This window comes from Heliomarina sp. (assembly GCF_052826185.1).
The window spans coordinates 25,963-44,160 of record NZ_JBRBUI010000055.1; the positions used below are offsets into that span (position 1 = coordinate 25,963).

Annotated in this window: 12 protein-coding genes and 2 pseudogenes; 11 read left to right on the forward strand and 3 right to left on the reverse strand. The window is 57.0% G+C overall.

Going from position 1 to position 18,198, the window contains the following annotated elements; translation table 11 throughout:
* Positions 1-12 precede the first annotated feature (12 nt).
* The 5 genes and pseudogenes from ACU0FH_RS23055 to ACU0FH_RS23075 all read left to right on the forward strand — a co-directional run bounded on the left by ACU0FH_RS23055 (position 13) and on the right by ACU0FH_RS23075 (position 5,264).
* The gene (locus tag ACU0FH_RS23055) at positions 13-1,047 is read left to right on the forward strand and encodes an ABC transporter ATP-binding protein (RefSeq protein ID WP_446197042.1); all 1,035 of its coding nucleotides are present in this window, start codon (positions 13-15) and stop codon (positions 1,045-1,047) included.
* The gene (locus ACU0FH_RS23060) at positions 1,044-2,729 is read left to right on the forward strand and encodes an ABC transporter permease subunit (protein ID WP_446197043.1); all 1,686 of its coding nucleotides are present in this window, start codon (positions 1,044-1,046) and stop codon (positions 2,727-2,729) included. The genes ACU0FH_RS23055 and ACU0FH_RS23060 overlap by 4 nt, the downstream gene beginning before the upstream one ends.
* On the forward strand, positions 2,729-3,478 hold the full coding sequence (locus ACU0FH_RS23065; protein WP_446197044.1) for a DeoR/GlpR family DNA-binding transcription regulator: 750 nt from the start codon (positions 2,729-2,731) through the stop codon (positions 3,476-3,478). The genes ACU0FH_RS23060 and ACU0FH_RS23065 overlap by 1 nt, the downstream gene beginning before the upstream one ends.
* Before the next feature lie 13 nt (positions 3,479-3,491).
* Positions 3,492-3,719: pseudogene (locus ACU0FH_RS23070) on the forward strand (ABC transporter permease); the annotation flags it as partial.
* Between the two features lie 300 nt (positions 3,720-4,019).
* On the forward strand, positions 4,020-5,264 hold the full coding sequence (locus tag ACU0FH_RS23075) for a cation:proton antiporter (protein ID WP_446197045.1): 1,245 nt from the start codon (positions 4,020-4,022) through the stop codon (positions 5,262-5,264).
* Positions 5,265-5,600: 336 nt separating this feature from the next.
* Here the strand turns inward: ACU0FH_RS23075 and ACU0FH_RS23080 are convergent, their stop codons facing one another.
* From ACU0FH_RS23080 to ACU0FH_RS23090, 3 genes and pseudogenes are all read right to left on the reverse strand, one after another.
* A complete protein-coding gene (locus tag ACU0FH_RS23080) occupies positions 5,601-7,790 on the reverse strand; it encodes an NADP-dependent isocitrate dehydrogenase (protein WP_446197046.1) in 2,190 nt (729 codons plus the stop codon).
* A 599-nt stretch (positions 7,791-8,389) separates the two neighbouring features.
* Positions 8,390-8,891, reverse strand: a pseudogene (locus ACU0FH_RS23085) (transposase); the annotation flags it as partial.
* Positions 8,892-9,000: 109 nt separating this feature from the next.
* Positions 9,001-9,810, reverse strand: a complete 810-nt coding sequence (locus ACU0FH_RS23090; protein ID WP_446197047.1) for a helix-turn-helix domain-containing protein — start codon at positions 9,808-9,810, stop codon at positions 9,001-9,003.
* Between the two features lie 166 nt (positions 9,811-9,976).
* On the opposite strand from ACU0FH_RS23090, the gene ACU0FH_RS23095 reads away from it, so the two are divergent.
* The 6 genes from ACU0FH_RS23095 (at position 9,977) to ACU0FH_RS23120 (ending at position 17,913) form a co-directional block, all read left to right on the forward strand.
* A complete protein-coding gene (locus ACU0FH_RS23095; RefSeq protein WP_446197048.1) occupies positions 9,977-11,527 on the forward strand; it encodes an ABC transporter substrate-binding protein in 1,551 nt (516 codons plus the stop codon).
* A gap of 61 nt (positions 11,528-11,588) precedes the next feature.
* Entirely contained in the window at positions 11,589-12,533 is a 945-nt protein-coding gene (locus ACU0FH_RS23100) for an ABC transporter permease (RefSeq protein ID WP_446197049.1), read from the forward strand.
* Positions 12,514-13,422, forward strand: a complete 909-nt coding sequence (locus tag ACU0FH_RS23105) for an ABC transporter permease (RefSeq protein WP_446197050.1) — start codon at positions 12,514-12,516, stop codon at positions 13,420-13,422. Before ACU0FH_RS23100 ends, ACU0FH_RS23105 begins: the two co-directional genes overlap by 20 nt.
* On the forward strand, positions 13,419-15,464 hold the full coding sequence (locus tag ACU0FH_RS23110; protein ID WP_446197051.1) for a dipeptide ABC transporter ATP-binding protein: 2,046 nt from the start codon (positions 13,419-13,421) through the stop codon (positions 15,462-15,464). Before ACU0FH_RS23105 ends, ACU0FH_RS23110 begins: the two co-directional genes overlap by 4 nt.
* Positions 15,465-15,510: 46 nt before the next feature.
* Positions 15,511-16,935 (forward strand): C69 family dipeptidase, encoded by a 1,425-nt coding sequence (locus ACU0FH_RS23115; RefSeq protein WP_446197052.1) that lies wholly within the window; start codon positions 15,511-15,513, stop codon positions 16,933-16,935.
* Positions 16,936-17,721: 786 nt separating this feature from the next.
* Positions 17,722-17,913 (forward strand): hypothetical protein, encoded by a 192-nt coding sequence (locus tag ACU0FH_RS23120; RefSeq protein ID WP_446197053.1) that lies wholly within the window; start codon positions 17,722-17,724, stop codon positions 17,911-17,913.
* The last annotated feature ends 285 nt before the right edge of the window (positions 17,914-18,198 follow it).

Consider the following 18,198-nt stretch of genomic DNA (forward strand, 5'->3'; position numbering starts at 1 on the left):
AAGTAAAACCCCATGTACCTAACCGTCCGCGATGCCACCAAGATCTACGGCAATTTTACGGCGCTCGACCGCGTTTCTATAGGGATCGATCAGGGCGAGTTCGTCTGCCTGCTCGGCCCTTCGGGCTGCGGAAAAACGACGCTGCTCAGGCTGATCGCCGGTCTCACCGATCTTGACGGCGGAGAGATTACTCTGGAAGGCGCCGATCTGTCACAATTGCCCGCTCGCAAGCGTGGCTTTGGCATCGTCTTCCAGTCCTATTCCTTGTTTCCCAATATGACTGTCGCCGAGAATATCGGGTATGGGCTTAAAATCCGGGGCGCCGCGAAGACTGAAATCTCGGTACGGGTCGCGGAATTGCTGGAACTGGTCAAGCTGCCGCAGGTCGCTGATAAGATGCCCGGCCAGCTTTCGGGCGGGCAGCAGCAGCGAATTGCCCTTGCGCGGGCCATTGCTGTTGATCCGCGCGTGTTGTTGTTGGATGAACCGCTTTCGGCTCTGGATGCAAAAGTGCGCGCCACTTTGCGCGACGAAATCCGGCAGGTGCAGCGCGAACTCGGCATTCCGACCCTGATGGTGACCCATGATCAGGAAGAGGCACTGGCACTAGCAGACAAGATCATCTGTATGAACCACGGCGTCGTGGTGCAGGCGGGTACGCCGGAGGATCTGTACCATCGGCCTGCCACCCGTTTCGTGGCCGAGTTCATGGGGATCAGCAATCTGTTGTCGCCTGAAGAGGTTGACCGCCTGTTTCCCAATCTGCTGGCGACCCGACCCGCCTCAGGCAAGCCACAGCTTGCCTGCATCCGTCCAGAGCAGATCAACATTGCGAAGTCGGTCGATGGTGCAGCAACAGTGCGCAGCATCAGCTTTCTTGGCAACCTGCGGCGGCTCGAGGTCGAGAGCCCAGTCGGCATGTTGACCGTGGAAACCCACGGCACGAACCCCTGCCGCGCTGGTGAGCGTGTACGGCTGCACGTCTCACCAGAGGCCTGCACATGGGTCGACGACGACGGGGCCCTGGCCGAGGGTGTGCCAACATGAGCCTGCAGGAACAGGCCCCGGCGCGGGCCGGACGCGCGCCTTTTGATTTCGATCGCCTCCTGACCCTCGTCTGTGTCGGCCTGCCGCTGCTGGGGTTGATCCTCTTCTTTGCCTATCCGATGCTAATCGTCTTTTTGCGCTCGATCACTGTTCGCGACAGTTTTGGGCTTGGCAATTACGCCGAGGTGCTCAGTTCTTCCGGATTCTGGCGCGCAACGCGGCATTCGTTGATTATGGGCGGCGCGACCACGCTGCTCAGCGTGCTGCTGGGCTTCGTGATCGCACACGGCCTCTATCGCTGTGCTTTTCGCGGTAAATGGCTGATCCGTGGCATCATCGTCCTTCCGTTGCTTGCGCCCTCGCTGGTGCAGGCGCTTGGGCTGATTTTTCTGCTTGGGCGCAACGGCGTCATCAGCCGCGCCCTTGGGGTCGAGATCGAGATTTACGGGTTCTGGGGTCTGCTGATCGCCAATACGCTGTATGCGCTGCCGCAAGCGGTGATGATAATCGGTGCGGCGCTGGTCCTGCTGGATGCGCGCACATATGAGGCGGCGGACGTCATGGGAGCCTCGTCCTGGCGGCAATTCCGCGACCTGACCATACCCTCAGCGCGCTTCGGTATCATGAACGCGGGTTTTGTGTGCTTCACCATTACAATCACGGATTTCGGCAATGCCGCGGTAATTGGCGGTGACTATTCCGTCCTCGCAACCGAGATCTACAGCCAAGTTGTTGGCCAGAGAAACTTCAACATGGGGGCAGTGGTGGGGATCATGCTGCTGCTTCCCACCGTGCTATCGTACGCAATCGAGCGGCAGGCGATGAAGCGTCAGCAGGCGGGGCAGGCCACGGGGCAGGTGCCGTATCACCCCTCCTTCGCGCCATTTCGAGATCTGAGCATGGCGGCACTGTCATTGCTGATCTGTGCATGTATCGTCGCGGTTATTGGCATCGTGGTCTACGCCAGTTTTGTCGCGCTTTGGCCCTACAACATGTCGCTGTCGCCCAAACATTATGACATTACGCTGGCGGGAGGGTATTCTTCTCTCTGGATCACCATCGTGATTTCGCTGGCGGCGGCGGCGGGTGGCACCGTGGCGGTATTCCTGTTGGGTCTGGGCTTGCGGCGTTTGCCCCAGGCGCTGGCCCAGCCGATTCAGATCCTCGCTGCAATGCCAGCGGCCGTCCCGGGGATGGTTCTCGGGCTGGCCTATATTCTGACGTTCAACTCCACAGCGACACCGCTTTACCTGCTCTATGGCACCGCCGCGCTGATCGGGATTGTAAATTTCTACCACTACCATACTCAGGCGTTCCTGACCGCATTGACCGGGTTTCGACAGTTGCCCGCCGCCTTGGAAGAGGCCGCAGGCAGCCTTGGCGCAGGTCTTGGGCGTACGGCCCGCGACATTGTGGCCCCGTTTATCGCGCCCATGCTGGTGTCAGTCTTTTTCTTCCTCTTTATGCGCTCGATGGTCACTCTTTCGGCAGTGGTCTTCCTGACCACGCCCGAACTGAGCGTCGCCGCCGTAACGATCATGCGGCTGGACGATGCCGGGCTTACCTCGCAGGCGGCGGCATTTTCCACCTGCGTTATGGCGGTTGTTTGCGTCGCTGTCTTGTCTATGAAATTCACGCTGGCGCTGATGCGCCAGCGAGGCGAAAGCGGGGAGACAGCCTGATGTGGGCAAAAGAACGCCACCAGAGGATTCTATCGATGCTGGCCGCAAACCAGCAGGTCAGCGCCAATGATCTAGCGGGGATGCTGGGCGTGTCGCGCGAAACGGTGCGCCGCGATCTGCTTGATCTGGAAGAGATCGGCAAGGTGGCTCGGGTCCACGGAGGGGCCGTCTTACCCGAAGCCCGGATGGAAGATCCGTTTCGCCAGCGCATGACGACCCAAATCCGCGCCAAATCCGAAATTGCTAAAAAAGCGGTCAGCCTGATACAGCCCGGTCAGACGATCATGGTCGATGCCGGGTCGACCACCGCTGTCTTTGCCCGCGAGCTTGTGAAGGTTCCCGGCATTTCGGTCGTCACTAATTCGCTGGATGTGGCCACCACGTTGCAGGCCGGTGGCAGGGAGGTGGTTCTCCTGGGCGGTCGGATCGCCGCAGACGTGCCCGCGACAGTGGGCGAGCTGACCCTCTCCGAGATCCGTCGTTTCGAGGTTGACCTATGCTTTTCCGCGCCGGTGGCCCTGCATCCAGAGAAAGGGGCGTTTTTCTATGATCTTCAAGAGGCCGAAATTTCAGCCGCGATGGCCGCGCAGGCAGTGAGAACAGTAAGCATGGCCCACCACACAAAGCTGAATGCCACCAGCCGCGTTCGGTCATTGGATGCGGAGGGGATTGGTACCCTTGTCACCGATAGAGCTGCGCCCCAAGCGCTTCTGGACCAATTTAGAAACGCCTCTATTAAGGTCCTTTGATTTATGATCGTATCAAACGGCCCATGCCATTTTGCTGGAAGCAGCGTTGAGCTTTCTGGGCGTCAGTGTACAGCCGCCGACACCGTCCTGGGTGCTAATGATTTCGCAAAGCAAGAACATGATGCTTTTCGAACCCTATCTGGTGTTGATCTCCGGCGCGGTTCTATCCTTACTGGTCCTTGTGATCAACCTCATGGGCGATGGGCGGCGGGATGTCACGACCCCCGAAGGATCGAGCTGACCGATGTCTGGAACATATTGTCGATCACTTGGCACGGAACCGGGATATGCGCTTCGACGGGTAGCGATGTCTCAATGACCAGCCGCTTTTGCAATCGCCTGCTTGCGTGGATGTCTGGCGGTTGCCACGTTCCCTGCAATTTCTCAAACAACGCTGGTTCGAAAGCACTTAGCGTTTAAAACGCCATATGGATCAGACCTGATTTTTCTAACAACCGCGCTATTTTGCTTTGCGAGCAGTCGGTTGCAGCGAAGCCTGTGTCTCGTCTCACTTCATAATTTTAACGGAAACAGCCTGATCATGGACCTGAACGCATTCTTCGCTTTTAATCCTTATCATATTGCCTTGGCTGCTATCGGGACAATAGTGATTTTGGCGCGCTGGATCCCGAGGCTTGTGTCCCGCAGTGAGCCAGCTTCTGCCCCCCTCATGATCATCTTGGGAAGCGCTGGCGCATTATTGATCCCGGCCATTCCCACGATGCCAGATCCGCGGGAAGCTCCGATGCCGTGGGAACTTCTGAGCGAATTGGCCGTAATCGTCGCTCTGTTTGGGACAGGCATGCGGATTGATAGCGTTCTGCCTTGGCGCAAGTGGGCTCCGACGGCGCGTATGCTCGCGATTGCCATGCCACTTACAATCGCTTCCATAGCATTGTTGGGCGTCGGGCTGGAAAGCTTGACTGTGGCAGGGGCAATTTTGCTTGGCGCGGTATTGGCGCCTACCGATCCAGTTCTTGCGGCCGACGTGCAGGTCGGGCCGCCGCACGAAGGAGGCGAGCACCCTGTTCGTTTTACACTGACAACTGAGGCCGGGCTCAACGATGGGTTGGCCTTTCCCTTTGTATATTTGGGCTTGATTGTAGCGGCTGAGGGGGTGAACCCGGGCGCTTGGACGCTTGAATGGTTTGCTCTTGATGTCGTTTACCGTATCGCCGTCGGGGCCATTGCAGGCTGGGCAGGGGGACGGGCCTTGGCATTTGTCCTGTTTGCAGTGCCGAAAGGCGCACCATTGGCTAACACAGGGTCTGGTGTCGTTGCACTTGCAGGTGTTCTGCTATGTTACGGTTCGACCGAGTTGGTAGAAGGCTACGGGTTCATAGCGGTAGCCGTGATGGGCATGACGCTGCGGCGGATGGAAGAAGATCACCATTTTCACCGACGACTGCATGATTTTACCGAGTCCATCGAACATGCTCTGACTGCGGTGCTGTTGGTCGCTCTCGGATCCATTCTGCCGTTGGTATTCACGGATTTGACGTGGAACCAGGTTTTGATTGCGTTGATCCTGATTTTGGTTATCCGCCCCCTCACAGGTTGGATCAGTCTAATTGGTACGGGAATGTCGCGCCGGGATCGAGCTGCAATCTCAGTGTTTGGCGTACGCGGAATTGGTTCCATTTACTACCTATGCTACGCGATGAGCCACATGGAATTCGTAAACGAAAGCCAGCTTTGGTCGCTTGTTGGCCTCGTAATCCTATTGTCCACGGTTCTGCATGGATTCAGTGTAAGTTGGGCAATGCGGAAGATCGAAGATATTTAGAGCCAATCACCACGACAGTATTATGATCATGAGACTACGGATCGAACAAAGATACTCGTTCTGGGCCGATTGTTTGGCCGGTCTGAAGTTGCGACCCGCTTCCCTGTAATGTCCTTTTTGAAACCTGCTAGACGCATTCTTTCGGCGTGAGGATCGAGTATCGAACCTTCAATCGGGGTATATTGGCGACTTTATTTCGAACCGGGCGCTGGTAGAACTTTTTGTGTTTGCAGAGTGGTTCTCGGCTTAATACGTCCGCAGCTCACAAAAATTCTTCTTTACGTTTTTTGCCGCCGCGCACCCTTTCGGGTCCGCGGCAATTTTGGATCAGTCGCCTTACCCGATAATAGTGTTGAGCGTCTTGGACGGGCGCATCACGCTGGCTGTCTTCGCCGCGTCGGTTCGGTAATACCCTCCAAGGTCAACAGCGTTGCCCTGCACGCCAGCAAGTTCCGAAAGAATATCGGCTTCTTTAGCGGCAAGATCCTTGGCGATTGGCGCAAAATGCGCTGCGAGTTCAGTATCTTTAGTCTGAGCGGCCACAGCTTCGGCCCAATACCGCGCAAACCAGTAGTGGCTGTCTCTGTTGTCCGGTTCGCCTACCTTGCGCGATGGCGACCGGCCGTTGTCGAGAATGCCCTGCGTTGCGGTTTCGACGGCTTCACCAAGAATGCGGGCCTTGTCGTTCCCGTTTGCGTCGGCGAGGAAGATCAGGCTTTCGCCGAGGGCGCAGAATTCGCCAAGACTGTCCCAGCGCAGATGGTTCTGTTCAACAAGCTGCTGGACGTGTTTCGGTGCCGACCCGCCAGCCCCAGTTTCGAACAATCCCCCCCCATTCATAAGTTTCACGATGGACAGCATCTTGGCAGAGGTCGCCAGTTCGAGGATCGGGAAGAGATCTGTAAGATAGTCCCGCAAAACATTCCCAGTAATAGCGATTGTATTCTCGCCCTTGGTAATGGTTTCAAGCGACGCGCGCGTAGCTTCGCGCGGGGCCATTATTTCGAACTTGTCTGTCAGTCCTTGCGCTTCGAGTATCGGCTTTACGTAGGAAATGAGCTCGGCATCATGCGCGCGGTTCTCGTCAAGCCAGAAGATTGCCCGGCAACCTTCTGCCTTTTGACGGGAGATGGCCAGATTGACCCAATCCTCGATCGGGGCTTTCCGCGCCGAAGAGGAACGCCAGATGTCGCCTGCTTCCACAGCGTGCTGATGAAGAACGGTCCCATCGTCGAGGATCATCTTTACCGTGCCGCCTTCGGGGATCTCGAAAGTTGTCGGGTGCGAGCCGTATTCCTCGGCTTTTTGTGCCATTAGACCTATGTTCTGCACTGTTCCGGCGGTTGCCGGGTTCAATTTGCCGTTTTCTTTGAAAAATTTGATCGCCTCGTCATAAACCGGGGCGTAGGACGTATCGGGGATCACACAGTTCGCGTCTGCTTCCTTGCCATCTGGCCCCCAGCCTTTGCCGCCCGCCCGGATGAGCGCCGGCATGGAGGCGTCGATGATCACATCTGAAGAGACATGCAGGTTCGTAATACCCTTGTCGGAATCGACCATGTACATCGGCGGGCGGTCGGCCATGCAGGCGTCGATGTCGGCCAAGATCTCTGCCTCGTCTTTGACGCGAGCCAGCAAGTCCCCGAGGCCAGAGTTCGGATCTACACCGAGTGCTGCCATCTTATCGCCGTGCTTCTCAAACACCGGAGCGAGGTAAGCCTTCACAGCGTGACCGAAAAGGATAGGGTCGGAAACCTTCATCATCGTCGCTTTCAGATGCAGCGAGAAAAGGATACCTTCGTCCTTGGTCTTTTTGATTTCCTTGATCAAAAAATGTTTGAGTGCGGCGGCGCTCATAAAGGTCGCGTCGACTACTGTGCCAGCAGGGTACTCGAGGCCCTCTTTGAGAACGTTCTCACCGGATGCCGTCTCCAGCACGATTTTGGCGCCAGTGGCTTTTTCGAGAGTGGCAGAGGTCTCATTCGAGAAAAAGTCGTTTCCCGACATGGAGGACACATGCGTCTTGCTGTCGGACGACCATTCGCCCATGCGGTGCGGGTTTGCCTGCGCAAAGCTTTTTACGGCTTTGGCGGCGCGGCGGTCGGAGTTGCCTTCACGCAGAACCGGATTGACTGCCGACCCCTTGATCCCGTCATACTTGGCACGAACGGCTTTCTCTTCGTCACTCGCAGGCGTTTCCGGATAATCGGGCAGCGCAAAACCTTGCGATTGCAGCTCTTTTATTGCGGCAACCAGTTGCGGCACGGACGCGGAGATATTGGGCAGCTTGATCACATTCGCTTCGGGCGTCTTCACCAACCGTCCCAATTCTGCCAGATCATCGCTCTGACGCTGATCTTCACTTAGATGCTCGGGAAACGCTGCCAGAATGCGCCCGGCGAGACTGATGTCCATTTTTCCGACGCTGACGCCAGCGGCTTCTGCGAATTTCTGAATGATCGGCAACAGCGACGCCGAGGCCAACTCAGGTGCTTCGTCAACTTTCGTGTATATGATGTCGGACATGATATGCTCCAAATTGCTGCATTTGAGCCTCTCATATCTGAAGCGAAACAGAAGGTCGACGGTACACCGCAGCATACAGAGCCCCGGGCCACGAAATATTGTTACGACAGCATGTTGGTGCGAAGTATCGAGGCCAACTGCCCCATCTTTCCTGTATCACTCATAAGAAGGCGTGCTCAAGGTGCCGGAACCATAGTTGCCACGTGCATCGCCATTTATGTTCAAATCGCTTTCTTCGCAAATTTCATGGCAAGAATGCCATTTGATCAGCATCATCTTCTTGCAAGGATTCAGGCTGGATGCCATCGCGCATGGCATCGAGATAGACTATTCTGACAGAAAAGGTGGTCGAGCGGTCGGGAATAAGGCAATACAATTTACGCTCATGGAAAAAGATTCTCGCATAGCAATCTTAAGGTGACTCAGGGAACCGGTATTCGAAAATGAGCTTAGGCTCAGGAGTCGTTCTTACTGAAAGCCGGAAGATTACGGTCGGGACGAGTGCGATTGCTGAGAAGTAGGTTTGTGGCCAGGAGTCATAAAGGGTCGCAACCCTCCTCCTAGCCACGATCGCCGAGCAGCCCCTTCACGTTGGGCTACCAGCTGAGCAGCGCTCGCGCCTCAATGTAGTCGCTGACGGGGCCGGCGGTCAGAAACAAATCGATTGGGCGGCATTGGCTATCGTAAATGGCGTGCAGTTTCGGGTTCCGTTTTCGGGCGAAACGGTCACCCGGACCGTTTCTTAATCCCTCAAACCCTTTGGTTCGGCCAATCAAGCGTCCACGCCCCCCTTTTAAAGCCCAGGCTGTGCGTCCTGCGATGGGCCTTCAGATGTGTAGTGTCGATCATCACAGTCGTTTCTTCACCATGCTCGGCGGCCAGACCCGCTATGATCTGGGCGAAGACGCCCTTATCGCTCCATCGTTTCCAACGGTTGTAGAGTGTCTTGTGGGGACCGTACTCCGTTGGGGCGTGGCGCCACCGCAAACCGTTGCGATTAATGAAGATAATGCCACTTAGAAGACGTCGATCGTCAACTCCGGGCTTGCCGTGAGACTTCAGAAAGTAAGGCTCTAGACCTCCCGTCTGTGCGGCGCTCAATCAGAAAAGATCAGACATGGTCACCACTCGTTTCCGAACGGTGAACCATGCACGCCCAACCAATCCAATGAGGCATGAGAATAAGACGTGGCGCAACCGGTTTACCGGATCAAGGTTCGTCGACTTCCAAAACGAAAGCGCCGGGATCGATGCTGTTCCCAATGGCCTTCACTATGTCGCGGCGCAAAGCCGGATCATCGGGATAGAACATGCCAGTCTGGCGCATGGCGCGTAACACGCTGATATCCGTACCAAGGAACTCGAGCGCAACGCGGGACGCGCCGGGTTTGCGGCCACGTCGGGTGGGGCCACCGGTCTGTATACCTAAGAGGTAATCCACGCGGCTCAGATAGCTGGGATACAGAGTCATTTGCGTCACGGAATTCATTTCCATCGTTTCGTATTCGAAGAGTTGAATGCGGTCTGCCAGCTGAAAAATAAGCCCTTCGTATTTGTTCGTACGGACCCAGTGCCGTGTGTCCGGGTCGCGCAGGATTTCCACATTCTTGAAATAGCCGCGACCGTCGCGGATTACTATCCGCGCAAGAGATCGGATGATGCAGCCCTTGTTGCCGAAAGAATAGAAATAGCGGAAGTAGTAGCCTTCATAACGGTTCACCGGCATGCTGCGTGACAAAAGGGTCTCTAAGTGCTTCATCGGAAGATCGAGCTGTGGGGTCGCAACAGACTGACGGCGCAGTCCAATCACCCGGGCAAAACGTGTCTCATCCATCAACATCTCTGATTCCGTTACGCCAACAAAATCGCATATCCGGCGCATGTTGTGCCGCGAGGGGTAGACTTGGCCGTTCAGATATTTGTTGAATTGTTGACGGTTAATCCGGATGCGACGGCACACCTCCGAAATTGATTTGTAATAGCTGCAAGCCAGGGTGAGGTTCTTAGCAAAATTTGACATAGGCCTATCGCATAGTGACGCACTTATAGCGCAAAGTAGCGCACAGATGCGAAATTGCCATTCATGAACCCCTCGCTCATCCTTCAGGCTAATAAAGTGTTACAAATGCCTTCCGACGGCGCTTGCTAGAGCCAGGTCGTGTAGGGGAAACAACAGGAGCCAGACCTTGACATCCACAAAGACCACTCGGCGAACTTTCCTGACTTCGGCGGCCGCAATCGGTGCGGCAGGACTCTTTCCGGGCGGCGTCGGAATGCTGCGCGCGCAAGAAGGAAGCGTCCTGAATCTGCGACTGGACGGCGACAATTCAATTCTTGATCCGGGCTACATGGTTGGCGGAACCGAGGTCGAAGCGCAAAAGCAATGTCTTCCATTCCTTGCTGAATATGTACGTGACGGCGACACTTTCAGCTGGCAACCGACTGATTATGTCACCCGGTTGGAATACGTCGACGACACGCATATCGAATTCGAATTGGCTCCGGGACTGGTCTGGTCCGGTGGTAATGGCACGCTCAAGGCTTCTGACGTCGCCTACTCGTATGCCCGCATGAAAGACAGTGAATGGTCGGGCTATTTCGATGCGTTGGAAACTGTCGAAGTAACCGGCGAACTGACGGGTACGCTAGTTCTGAACAAGCCCTTTGCGCCCTTCATCATGGTCACCCTCTGCCACGGGCCCGGCGCCATCGTCTGTGAGGCGGCAACAGAAGCAGCCGGTGGCCGTTTCACCACGGAGTTCCCGGCAATTTGCGGTCCCTACACCTATTCCGCCACGCCGGGACAACGCGCTGTTTTCGAGAAAAACCCGGAATGGACCGGCCCCGCGCCGGGCTTTGACCGAGTAGTATGCCATGTCATCACCGAGGTCCAGGCGGCTGAACTGGCCTACGAAGCTGGCGAGATCGACTGCACCGAGCTTGGCCCAGACAGTCTGGCCCGTTATTCGAAAGAGATGCCCGAAAATACGGCGATCACCACAGCGGGGCAGCTTCAGTACATGTGGATGGGCATGAACACGCAGCATCCCAAGCTGCAGGATATCAAGGTGCGTCAGGCGATACAGCACGCTGTAGATGTCGATAGCATCCTGGCAGGTGCCTTCGCGGGCACTTCAACCAAATCGCACGGTATCGTATGCCCCGGTCTGCTGGGCGCGCGCTCGGATCATGGCTATAGCTACGATCCCGCAAAGGCGCGCGAACTGATGGCTGAATCCGGTGTCACGGGGCTGGAGTTGACGCTGCGCACCCTGAACTGGCAGGAACGCTTGCTGACGGCGCAGATCATTCAGGCGAACCTTGCCGCCATCGGTATCACCGTGAATATCCTGCCGATGGAAAGCGGTCCGTTCTGGGAAATGGGTATGGAAGAGGCGGGTGACACTTGGGAAGACCTCGAACTCTGGATCATGCGCTTTGCGACGGTGCCCGACCCATACGAAGCGACCCAGTGGTTCGTGTCCGAGCAGGTTGGTGTTTGGAACTGGGAACGCTGGACAAGCGAAGAATTCGATAGCCTCTATGAAGAGGGTCTTTCGGAAACTGACGAAAGCAAACGTGAAGCGATCTATGTCCGTATGCAAGAGATCATGGATGAAACCGGCGCCTATGTCTGGATCAACCATGAACCCGAAACCTATGCGCACAGGACAGACATCGAGGTAGTCGCCGCACCATCCGGTGAACTGAACTACCACCGGTTCAAGCCGGTCTGATCTGTGGCGCCCCCGCGTTTGTCCTGCGGGGGCGTTCTATTCGAACCGGGAGCAATCCGGCATGACGATCTACCTATTCAAGAGGTTCGGTCTGGCGGCAGTCGTCGTCATGGCCGTTCTCTTGTTGCTCTTCTCGATGCTGCACATGATCCCGGGCAACCCCGCGATCCTGGCACTTGGAACACGAGCGACACCCGAAGCCATTGCGGAATACTCCGCAAGGATGCATTTGGATGAGCCTGTCCTGAAGCAGTTCATTTACTTCCTTGGGAGCGCCGTGCAGGGCGATCTCGGTGAGGACGTGTTCTCAAACCGACCGGTCACCGCGATTATCGCGGAACGCATGGGCTTTTCGCTGGCTCTGATCTGTACCGGAATGAGCTGGGCCGTGTTGTTGGGCGTGCCGCTGGGTTGTCTCGCTGCCGTGCGTCCGGGATCCTGGCTTGATCGCGTTACAGGAATATTTTCGGTCGGCACAATCGCCGTGCCGTCATTTCTTGTGTCGATCTGGGCGCTGCTGCTTTTCTCGATCCAGTTACGCTGGCTGCCCGCCATAGGGGCAGGGGAGCCGGGTAATTTTAGCGATCAACTGAGCCATCTCGTTCTTCCGGCCTTCGCCATCGGATTGGGATGGGTCGGCTATCTCGCGCGTATGGTCCGCGCATCGATGCTGGAAGTTATGGGAGAACCTTACATCCGTTCAGCGCGCGCCTTTGGCCTCAAACCAAGGCGCATCGTACTGGGCTATGCCCTGCGGGTCGCCATTTTGCCGACAATCACTCTGATCGGTATGGGGTTTGGCGGGCTTATTTCTTCTGCGGTCTTCGCCGAGATTATTTTTGCCCGGCCCGGTGTCGGCAAAATGATCTTCGACGCGGTGTCCGACCGCAATTTTCCCATCGTGCAGGGCGGTGTGCTGGTTGCCACTGGCTTCTACATCCTCGTTGTCCTGATTTCCGACCTTCTCATTGCTTGGCTAGATCCCCGTGTCCGCTCTTCCCTCTGATACCACCACCGCTGCTCCTGTGCCCGAAGCCCGCGAAAGCGCCGGCCGCGAGCGGCGTGAAAAGCTCAAACGCTTTCTGACCGACTGGCAGGCGGTGACAGGGCTCTTGCTGGTCGTGCTATTTTTCGCTTCCGCCATCTTCGCGCCTTGGATCGCGCCTTATGACCCGAACGCGATGGACATTCCCGCGCGTATGTCCGGCCCGACCTGGGCCCATATTGCGGGCACGGACCAGCTTGGCCGGGATACGTTCTCTCGTATTCTGCATGGCGGTCGTGTGGCCCTTTATATCGCCGCGATCGGGGTTTCGGCGTCGCTGGCGATCGGCTTGGTACTCGGCATGATCGCCGGCTACGGTCCGCGCTGGCTGGACAACCTGTTGCTGCTGGCCTTTGACGCCGTGCGATCTTTTCCTGCAGTTATTCTCGCTCTGGCCACCGTGGCTCTGACAGGTCCCAGTCTGACCGTGGTGCTAGCCATCGTGATCCTGACAACGATCCCCAGCTATGGCAGGGTTGCAAGGACGGCAACGCTGGCTTTGCGCCACACGGAATTCATCTTGGCAGAACGGTCGCTTGGCGCTTCGACCACGCGAATACTGTTCCAGCATGTGATGCCCAACGTGATCGGCCCATTGCTGATCCTAGCCGCGATGGAAGTACCGGTTGTCGTATCGATCGAGGCAGGGCTTTCGTTCCTCGGCATCGGGGTGCTGCCGCCGCAGGCTAGCTGGGGCACGATTCTTAACGAAGGTTATCTTGTTATACGAGATGCGCCGTGGATGGTGATCGCAGGTGGCATTCCACTGATCCTCACGACACTGGGTTTTACTTTTCTGGGGGAAGCACTGAGGGATATCTTCGATCCGCGCATGGGGAGAGGGCGATGAGAGATTTGGCCACTGACACCCTGTTGGACATCGACGGTCTCACCCTTAGCTTTCGTACCAACCGTGGCCGCGTAAAGGCGTTGCGTGACATCACCTTTCCGGTACGCAAAGGCCGCATTCTAGGCATAGTGGGGGAAAGCGGTTCCGGTAAGAGCACAGTGCTGTGGTCGATCCTTGGTCTATTGGCAGGCAATGCCGAAGTGACCGCGGGACGGGTCGAATACGGCGGCAAGAACCTACTGACTTTGAACGCAGAAGGTTTGCGCGCATTACGTGGCGAAGAGATTAGCGTGGTATTCCAGGACCCCATGACCTCGCAGATCCCGGTGCTGCCATACGCACAGCAGATGTCCGACATTCTCTACCGGCGGTCGATGTCCGAAGCTGACAAGCGTAAAGCCGCCATCGATATGCTCAGACGCGTTGGTATTCCCGATCCTGAAAGCCGGGTGGACGCCTATCCGCACCAATTCTCGGGCGGGATGCGCCAGCGCGCTGGCATCGCTATGTCGATGCTGACCGGGCCGAACCTGCTGCTCGCGGATGAGCCGACGACTGCACTCGACGTCACGATGGAAGCCCAGATGATCGACCTCATGCGGGGGCTGCGGGATGATTTCGATACGACCATCGTAGTGGTATCCCACAATCTTGGTCTGATCGCCGAGATGTGCGACGACGTGGTGGTGATGTACGCGGGTGAAGTGGTTGAGACTGGCGAGGTCCATGACATTTTTCACAACGCACGTCATCCCTACACACGTGCGCTTCTGGAATGCGATCCGGCAAGGATCGCCGATGTGTCGCGCAGGCTGCCTGTTATTCCCGGAGATATCCCCGATCTGACAGCTTCTTTGTCAGGCTGCATCTTTGCGAGCCGGTGCCAGAAAGCTCTGCCTGCTTGTTCCACGACCGCGCCACCACTTGTCGAACGGGGAACAGGCGTAGCCAAATGCCACCTGCTGGAAGGGCCATTTGCCGACCCGTCATGGCCTCCACCCGCTGATGTCACGACCGTCGTGCGCGATACCGGCAAGAACATGGATGCCTCCGTTACAGAGGCCAAGCCGCTGCTTGAAGTTCGCGACCTGAATGTTCAGTTTCGCACGATGGGCGCGATGAAAGCCCGGTTGCGCGGTGTCGAGCGGCCATTTGTCGACGCAGTTCTGGACGTAAGCCTAGATGTCCGTCCCGGCGAAACGCTGGCGTTGGTTGGTGAGAGCGGTTCGGGCAAGACGACACTTGGCCGGACGATCCTGAACCTTCAGGATGCCGCCGGCGGTTCGGTTCGTTTTGAGGGCAACGAAATCCGGAACATGTCCGAACGACGTTTCAAACCGTTGCGGCGCGATATGGCGATGATGTTTCAGGATCCGGTCGGTTCACTTTCGCCGCGCAAGTCCGTGCGGGCGCTGATTACCGAACCTTTGCTGATCCACGGTGCCGAGGGCCGCAACCTCGATTCCGAAGCCGAGCGGCTCGCCGATATGGTGCGACTGCCTCGCGGGTTCCTCTCGCGTTATCCGCACGAATTGTCGGGTGGTCAGGCCCGCCGCGTTGGTGTGGCACGCGCCTTGGCTTTGAATCCAAAGCTGATCATTGCGGATGAACCGACAGCAGGTCTGGACGTGTCGGTTCAGGGGGAGATCCTGAACCTGATGGCTGATTTGCAGGCGGAACACGGTCTCAGCTACCTGATCATAACGCACAACCTGCCCGTTGTTCGTCACATCGCCGATCGCATCGCCATAATGTACCTCGGCCGCATCGTTGAAGAGGGGCCAGCAGCCGAGGTCTTTGCCCGCCCGGCCCATCCTTACACCCGCGCGCTGGTCGAGGGCGTTCCACAGCCTGACCCGAACCGTCGCCGCCAAAAAACCGATGCCATCAAGGGCGAGGTTCCGAGCCTGCTGCGACGTCCCAAAGGGTGTGATTTCGCGACGCGTTGTCCGCTGGCCCAAGATGCCTGCCGGGAGGCCAAACCGCAACACCGGCAGATCGCGCCGGATCACAGGCATGCCTGCCTGTTTCCGCTTCGCTGAGCCGATCAACCGATAACCTTATTTCACAGACAACAACGAGGACCCTATGAGCTACGGGATCTACATCGGCCGCAACTTGACGGCGGACGGACATGCTTGGCTTGCCGGATATGGCGACGAGCCCTCGAGCCATTGGCTCGAAATCATTGACCGGGCCGAGCACGGTTCGGATTCTACCATCACTGTGGGGGTTGGCCCTGACAGCGATATGCCTGGACATCGGACCGAAATTCCGCAGGCAGATGTGACCGCTAGACACATGCGGGTCAGCTATAGCTATTACCTTGGTGTACCCGCGCCGATCACGAATGGCGGTCTGAATGAATATGGGGTGGCGGTGCGCGACATCTGGTCGACCTCCTGTCAGGCTCTCATCGACATGACACCAAAAGATCAGACGGGGCCCAATTATTCTGACCTTGCCAGAATTGTGCTGGAGCGCGCGCATACGGCACGCGAGGGCGTCGACATCATGGCTCGGCTTATCGCGGAGCATGGCTACTCCTGTTACGGCGGTAACTCTCACATCATCGCCGATCCGGATGAAGCGTGGGTGGTAATCCAGTTCTCGGGAGGCAAAGGCCTCTGGGTGGCTGAGCGTCTGGGGGCTGATGACATTCGCGCTTCCCGTCCTGGATACGTCGGTGTCGTCCCCACCGAACCTGACGAAAAATTCCTTTACCCAGACCATTTTATACAGACCGCGGTCGATCTTGGCTGGTACGACCCGGCTTCAGATCAACCTTTTGACGTCAATTCTATTTATGGTGACGGCAAAGGCCCTTGGAAGGGGATGGCATGGGTTGAAGCAGAAATGCGCAAGCGCGCCGACTCAGCGCCGATTACTTTTGCAGACGTCTGCTGGGCCATCCAGACCGAGCGTCTGACCGGCGATACCGCAGGCTATGGTCAGGTGGTTCCGCTGGTGCACCCCTCGCATCCAGACCTGCGCGTGATGTGGCACGCACCCGTCGGCCCGGTGACCGCGCCGCTGGTACCCGTCTTCCTCGGTCAAACCGAGGTGCCGGATGAATTCGCGCTGCACCGTTACCTGACCACGGGCGAGGCGCATCGTTTTCTCGACCGTCGGAAAGAGGCCACCGCTCCTGATACGGTCAGCCATGTCCCTCAGGGCGTCGAGGTCTCGGACAGTGCCGTCTACCAGTACAAACGCCTTATGCATCTGGCATTTCAGGATGAAGATCTGCTGAAAGAGGTTTGGGATCACTGGCGTCTGATGGAAGAACAGCTTGCAGAACAGTTGCCCCTGGTCCTGCGCAGCGCGCAACTCTTGCTACAGTCCGATGAGCAAGAGCTTGCCCGGCGGGTCTTGACGCGCGAGAGCCGAACTTGGCTTGGTCAGGGACTGGAAGATTGTCGCGCATTTGTCGCCGCAGGCCATGCGCGTCTCCGCCTCCAAGATCGGCTTAACCGAAGCCGGAAGCCATTGGCTCCGGAGCAATTCTGGTAAGTACCAAGCCCCAGCTGGTCGTTGAAATAACGGGTCGAGGTGAATGCTTTGGAGAGCACTTAGGCCTTCAACGAAAGAACATTTCTTCGCGGCGAGCCGAGAAATTCGCAGATCTGTAATTGCCCAGTCGCCACTAAACGCCAGGTTAAACGTCGCTATGGCTGGCAAACTTGCATTCGATGGCCGTTCGGAGAAAATGTTCGCGCCGCGGTTGTTCCGTATCGATGTGCGTGACTGTCGGAAAGTCGCGATCAGCCCATCTTGTTCCAGCCTGTGCAATGCTTCTTGCGCTGCGTCGTTAAAAAAGCGTGGAAGCCGCTGATCGGTCGCTTTTAGCGAGGGTACTGCTACATCTTTTCGCGACCTGCTACGCAGGCGGACAAAGCCTGCAACTTTGATTTTCTCGAAACGGGGTTCGGGCGCACGGTCGGCGAACCCGACATCCCTTGATAGAGCAGCCATGAGCCACGCATAAGTTCTGTCCGAAGACACCCGTCACCGTCTGTTGCGCGCCTCTATGGCCTCGATTGCAACGCAGTTCTGCAAGCGCAGTCTGCAAAACCAATTCATCCAACGCGTATCGATTACAGCGCCAAAAGAGTGGATATGGTCGGGCAGGCGTTTACGCTGCGGTATATTTCGGTACGTGAGAAACGTAGTGGTCTCGACGTTTCCCGCGACGCAGACCATCCGCAACGTCTTGCGGTGGAAACCTGTCCTCCCAACCAGATACTGGTGATCGATGCGCGGTAAGACGCGCTTGCGGCCACGGCCGGGTCGATCCTAATGGCGCAACTGGCGGTGAGCGGATGCACCGGTGTCGTTTCCGACGGAGGGTTTCGCGACGTCGGTGGGATTGCCGCTCTTAATACCATCATACTGCGCCAGCCCCTCTGCCCCGACAAATCTCACGTTTCACGAGGCACTCGCGATAAATGTGCCCATAGCCCGCGGTGTCGCGCCTGTTTTCCCGGCTGATGTTATGGTCGGCGATCAGGATGGCGTGATGGTCATCCTGGCCCATCTAATAGACGAAATTTCCCAAGGCTGTGCAAATATGGAAGACTTCAAAAACTTTTTTCTGGAAGAAGTCTTTGTTGGAGCGCCTGTGATCCTTCTCCATTCCTGCACAACGCATGAGAACATGCGCAAATTCGAAGTATGGAAAACCAAACGTCAGGAAGAATGGAATCGCGTATCCAATCGGTGCAGGTAAGCATCAGGCCGAAATCAACAGTTTGATCGACTGATTTTTGCCGTCCT

Coding starts and splice junctions, on each gene's coding strand:
- ACU0FH_RS23055 (WP_446197042.1), top strand. CDS start 13: ATGTACCTAACCGTCCGCGATGCCACCAAGATCTACGGCAATTTTACG.
- ACU0FH_RS23060 (WP_446197043.1), top strand. CDS start 1,044: ATGAGCCTGCAGGAACAGGCCCCGGCGCGGGCCGGACGCGCGCCTTTT.
- ACU0FH_RS23065 (WP_446197044.1), top strand. CDS start 2,729: ATGTGGGCAAAAGAACGCCACCAGAGGATTCTATCGATGCTGGCCGCA.
- ACU0FH_RS23075 (WP_446197045.1), top strand. CDS start 4,020: ATGGACCTGAACGCATTCTTCGCTTTTAATCCTTATCATATTGCCTTG.
- ACU0FH_RS23080 (WP_446197046.1), bottom strand. CDS start 7,790: ATGTCCGACATCATATACACGAAAGTTGACGAAGCACCTGAGTTGGCC.
- ACU0FH_RS23090 (WP_446197047.1), bottom strand. CDS start 9,810: ATGTCAAATTTTGCTAAGAACCTCACCCTGGCTTGCAGCTATTACAAA.
- ACU0FH_RS23100 (WP_446197049.1), top strand. CDS start 11,589: ATGACGATCTACCTATTCAAGAGGTTCGGTCTGGCGGCAGTCGTCGTC.
- ACU0FH_RS23110 (WP_446197051.1), top strand. CDS start 13,419: ATGAGAGATTTGGCCACTGACACCCTGTTGGACATCGACGGTCTCACC.
- ACU0FH_RS23115 (WP_446197052.1), top strand. CDS start 15,511: ATGAGCTACGGGATCTACATCGGCCGCAACTTGACGGCGGACGGACAT.
- ACU0FH_RS23120 (WP_446197053.1), top strand. CDS start 17,722: ATGGCGCAACTGGCGGTGAGCGGATGCACCGGTGTCGTTTCCGACGGA.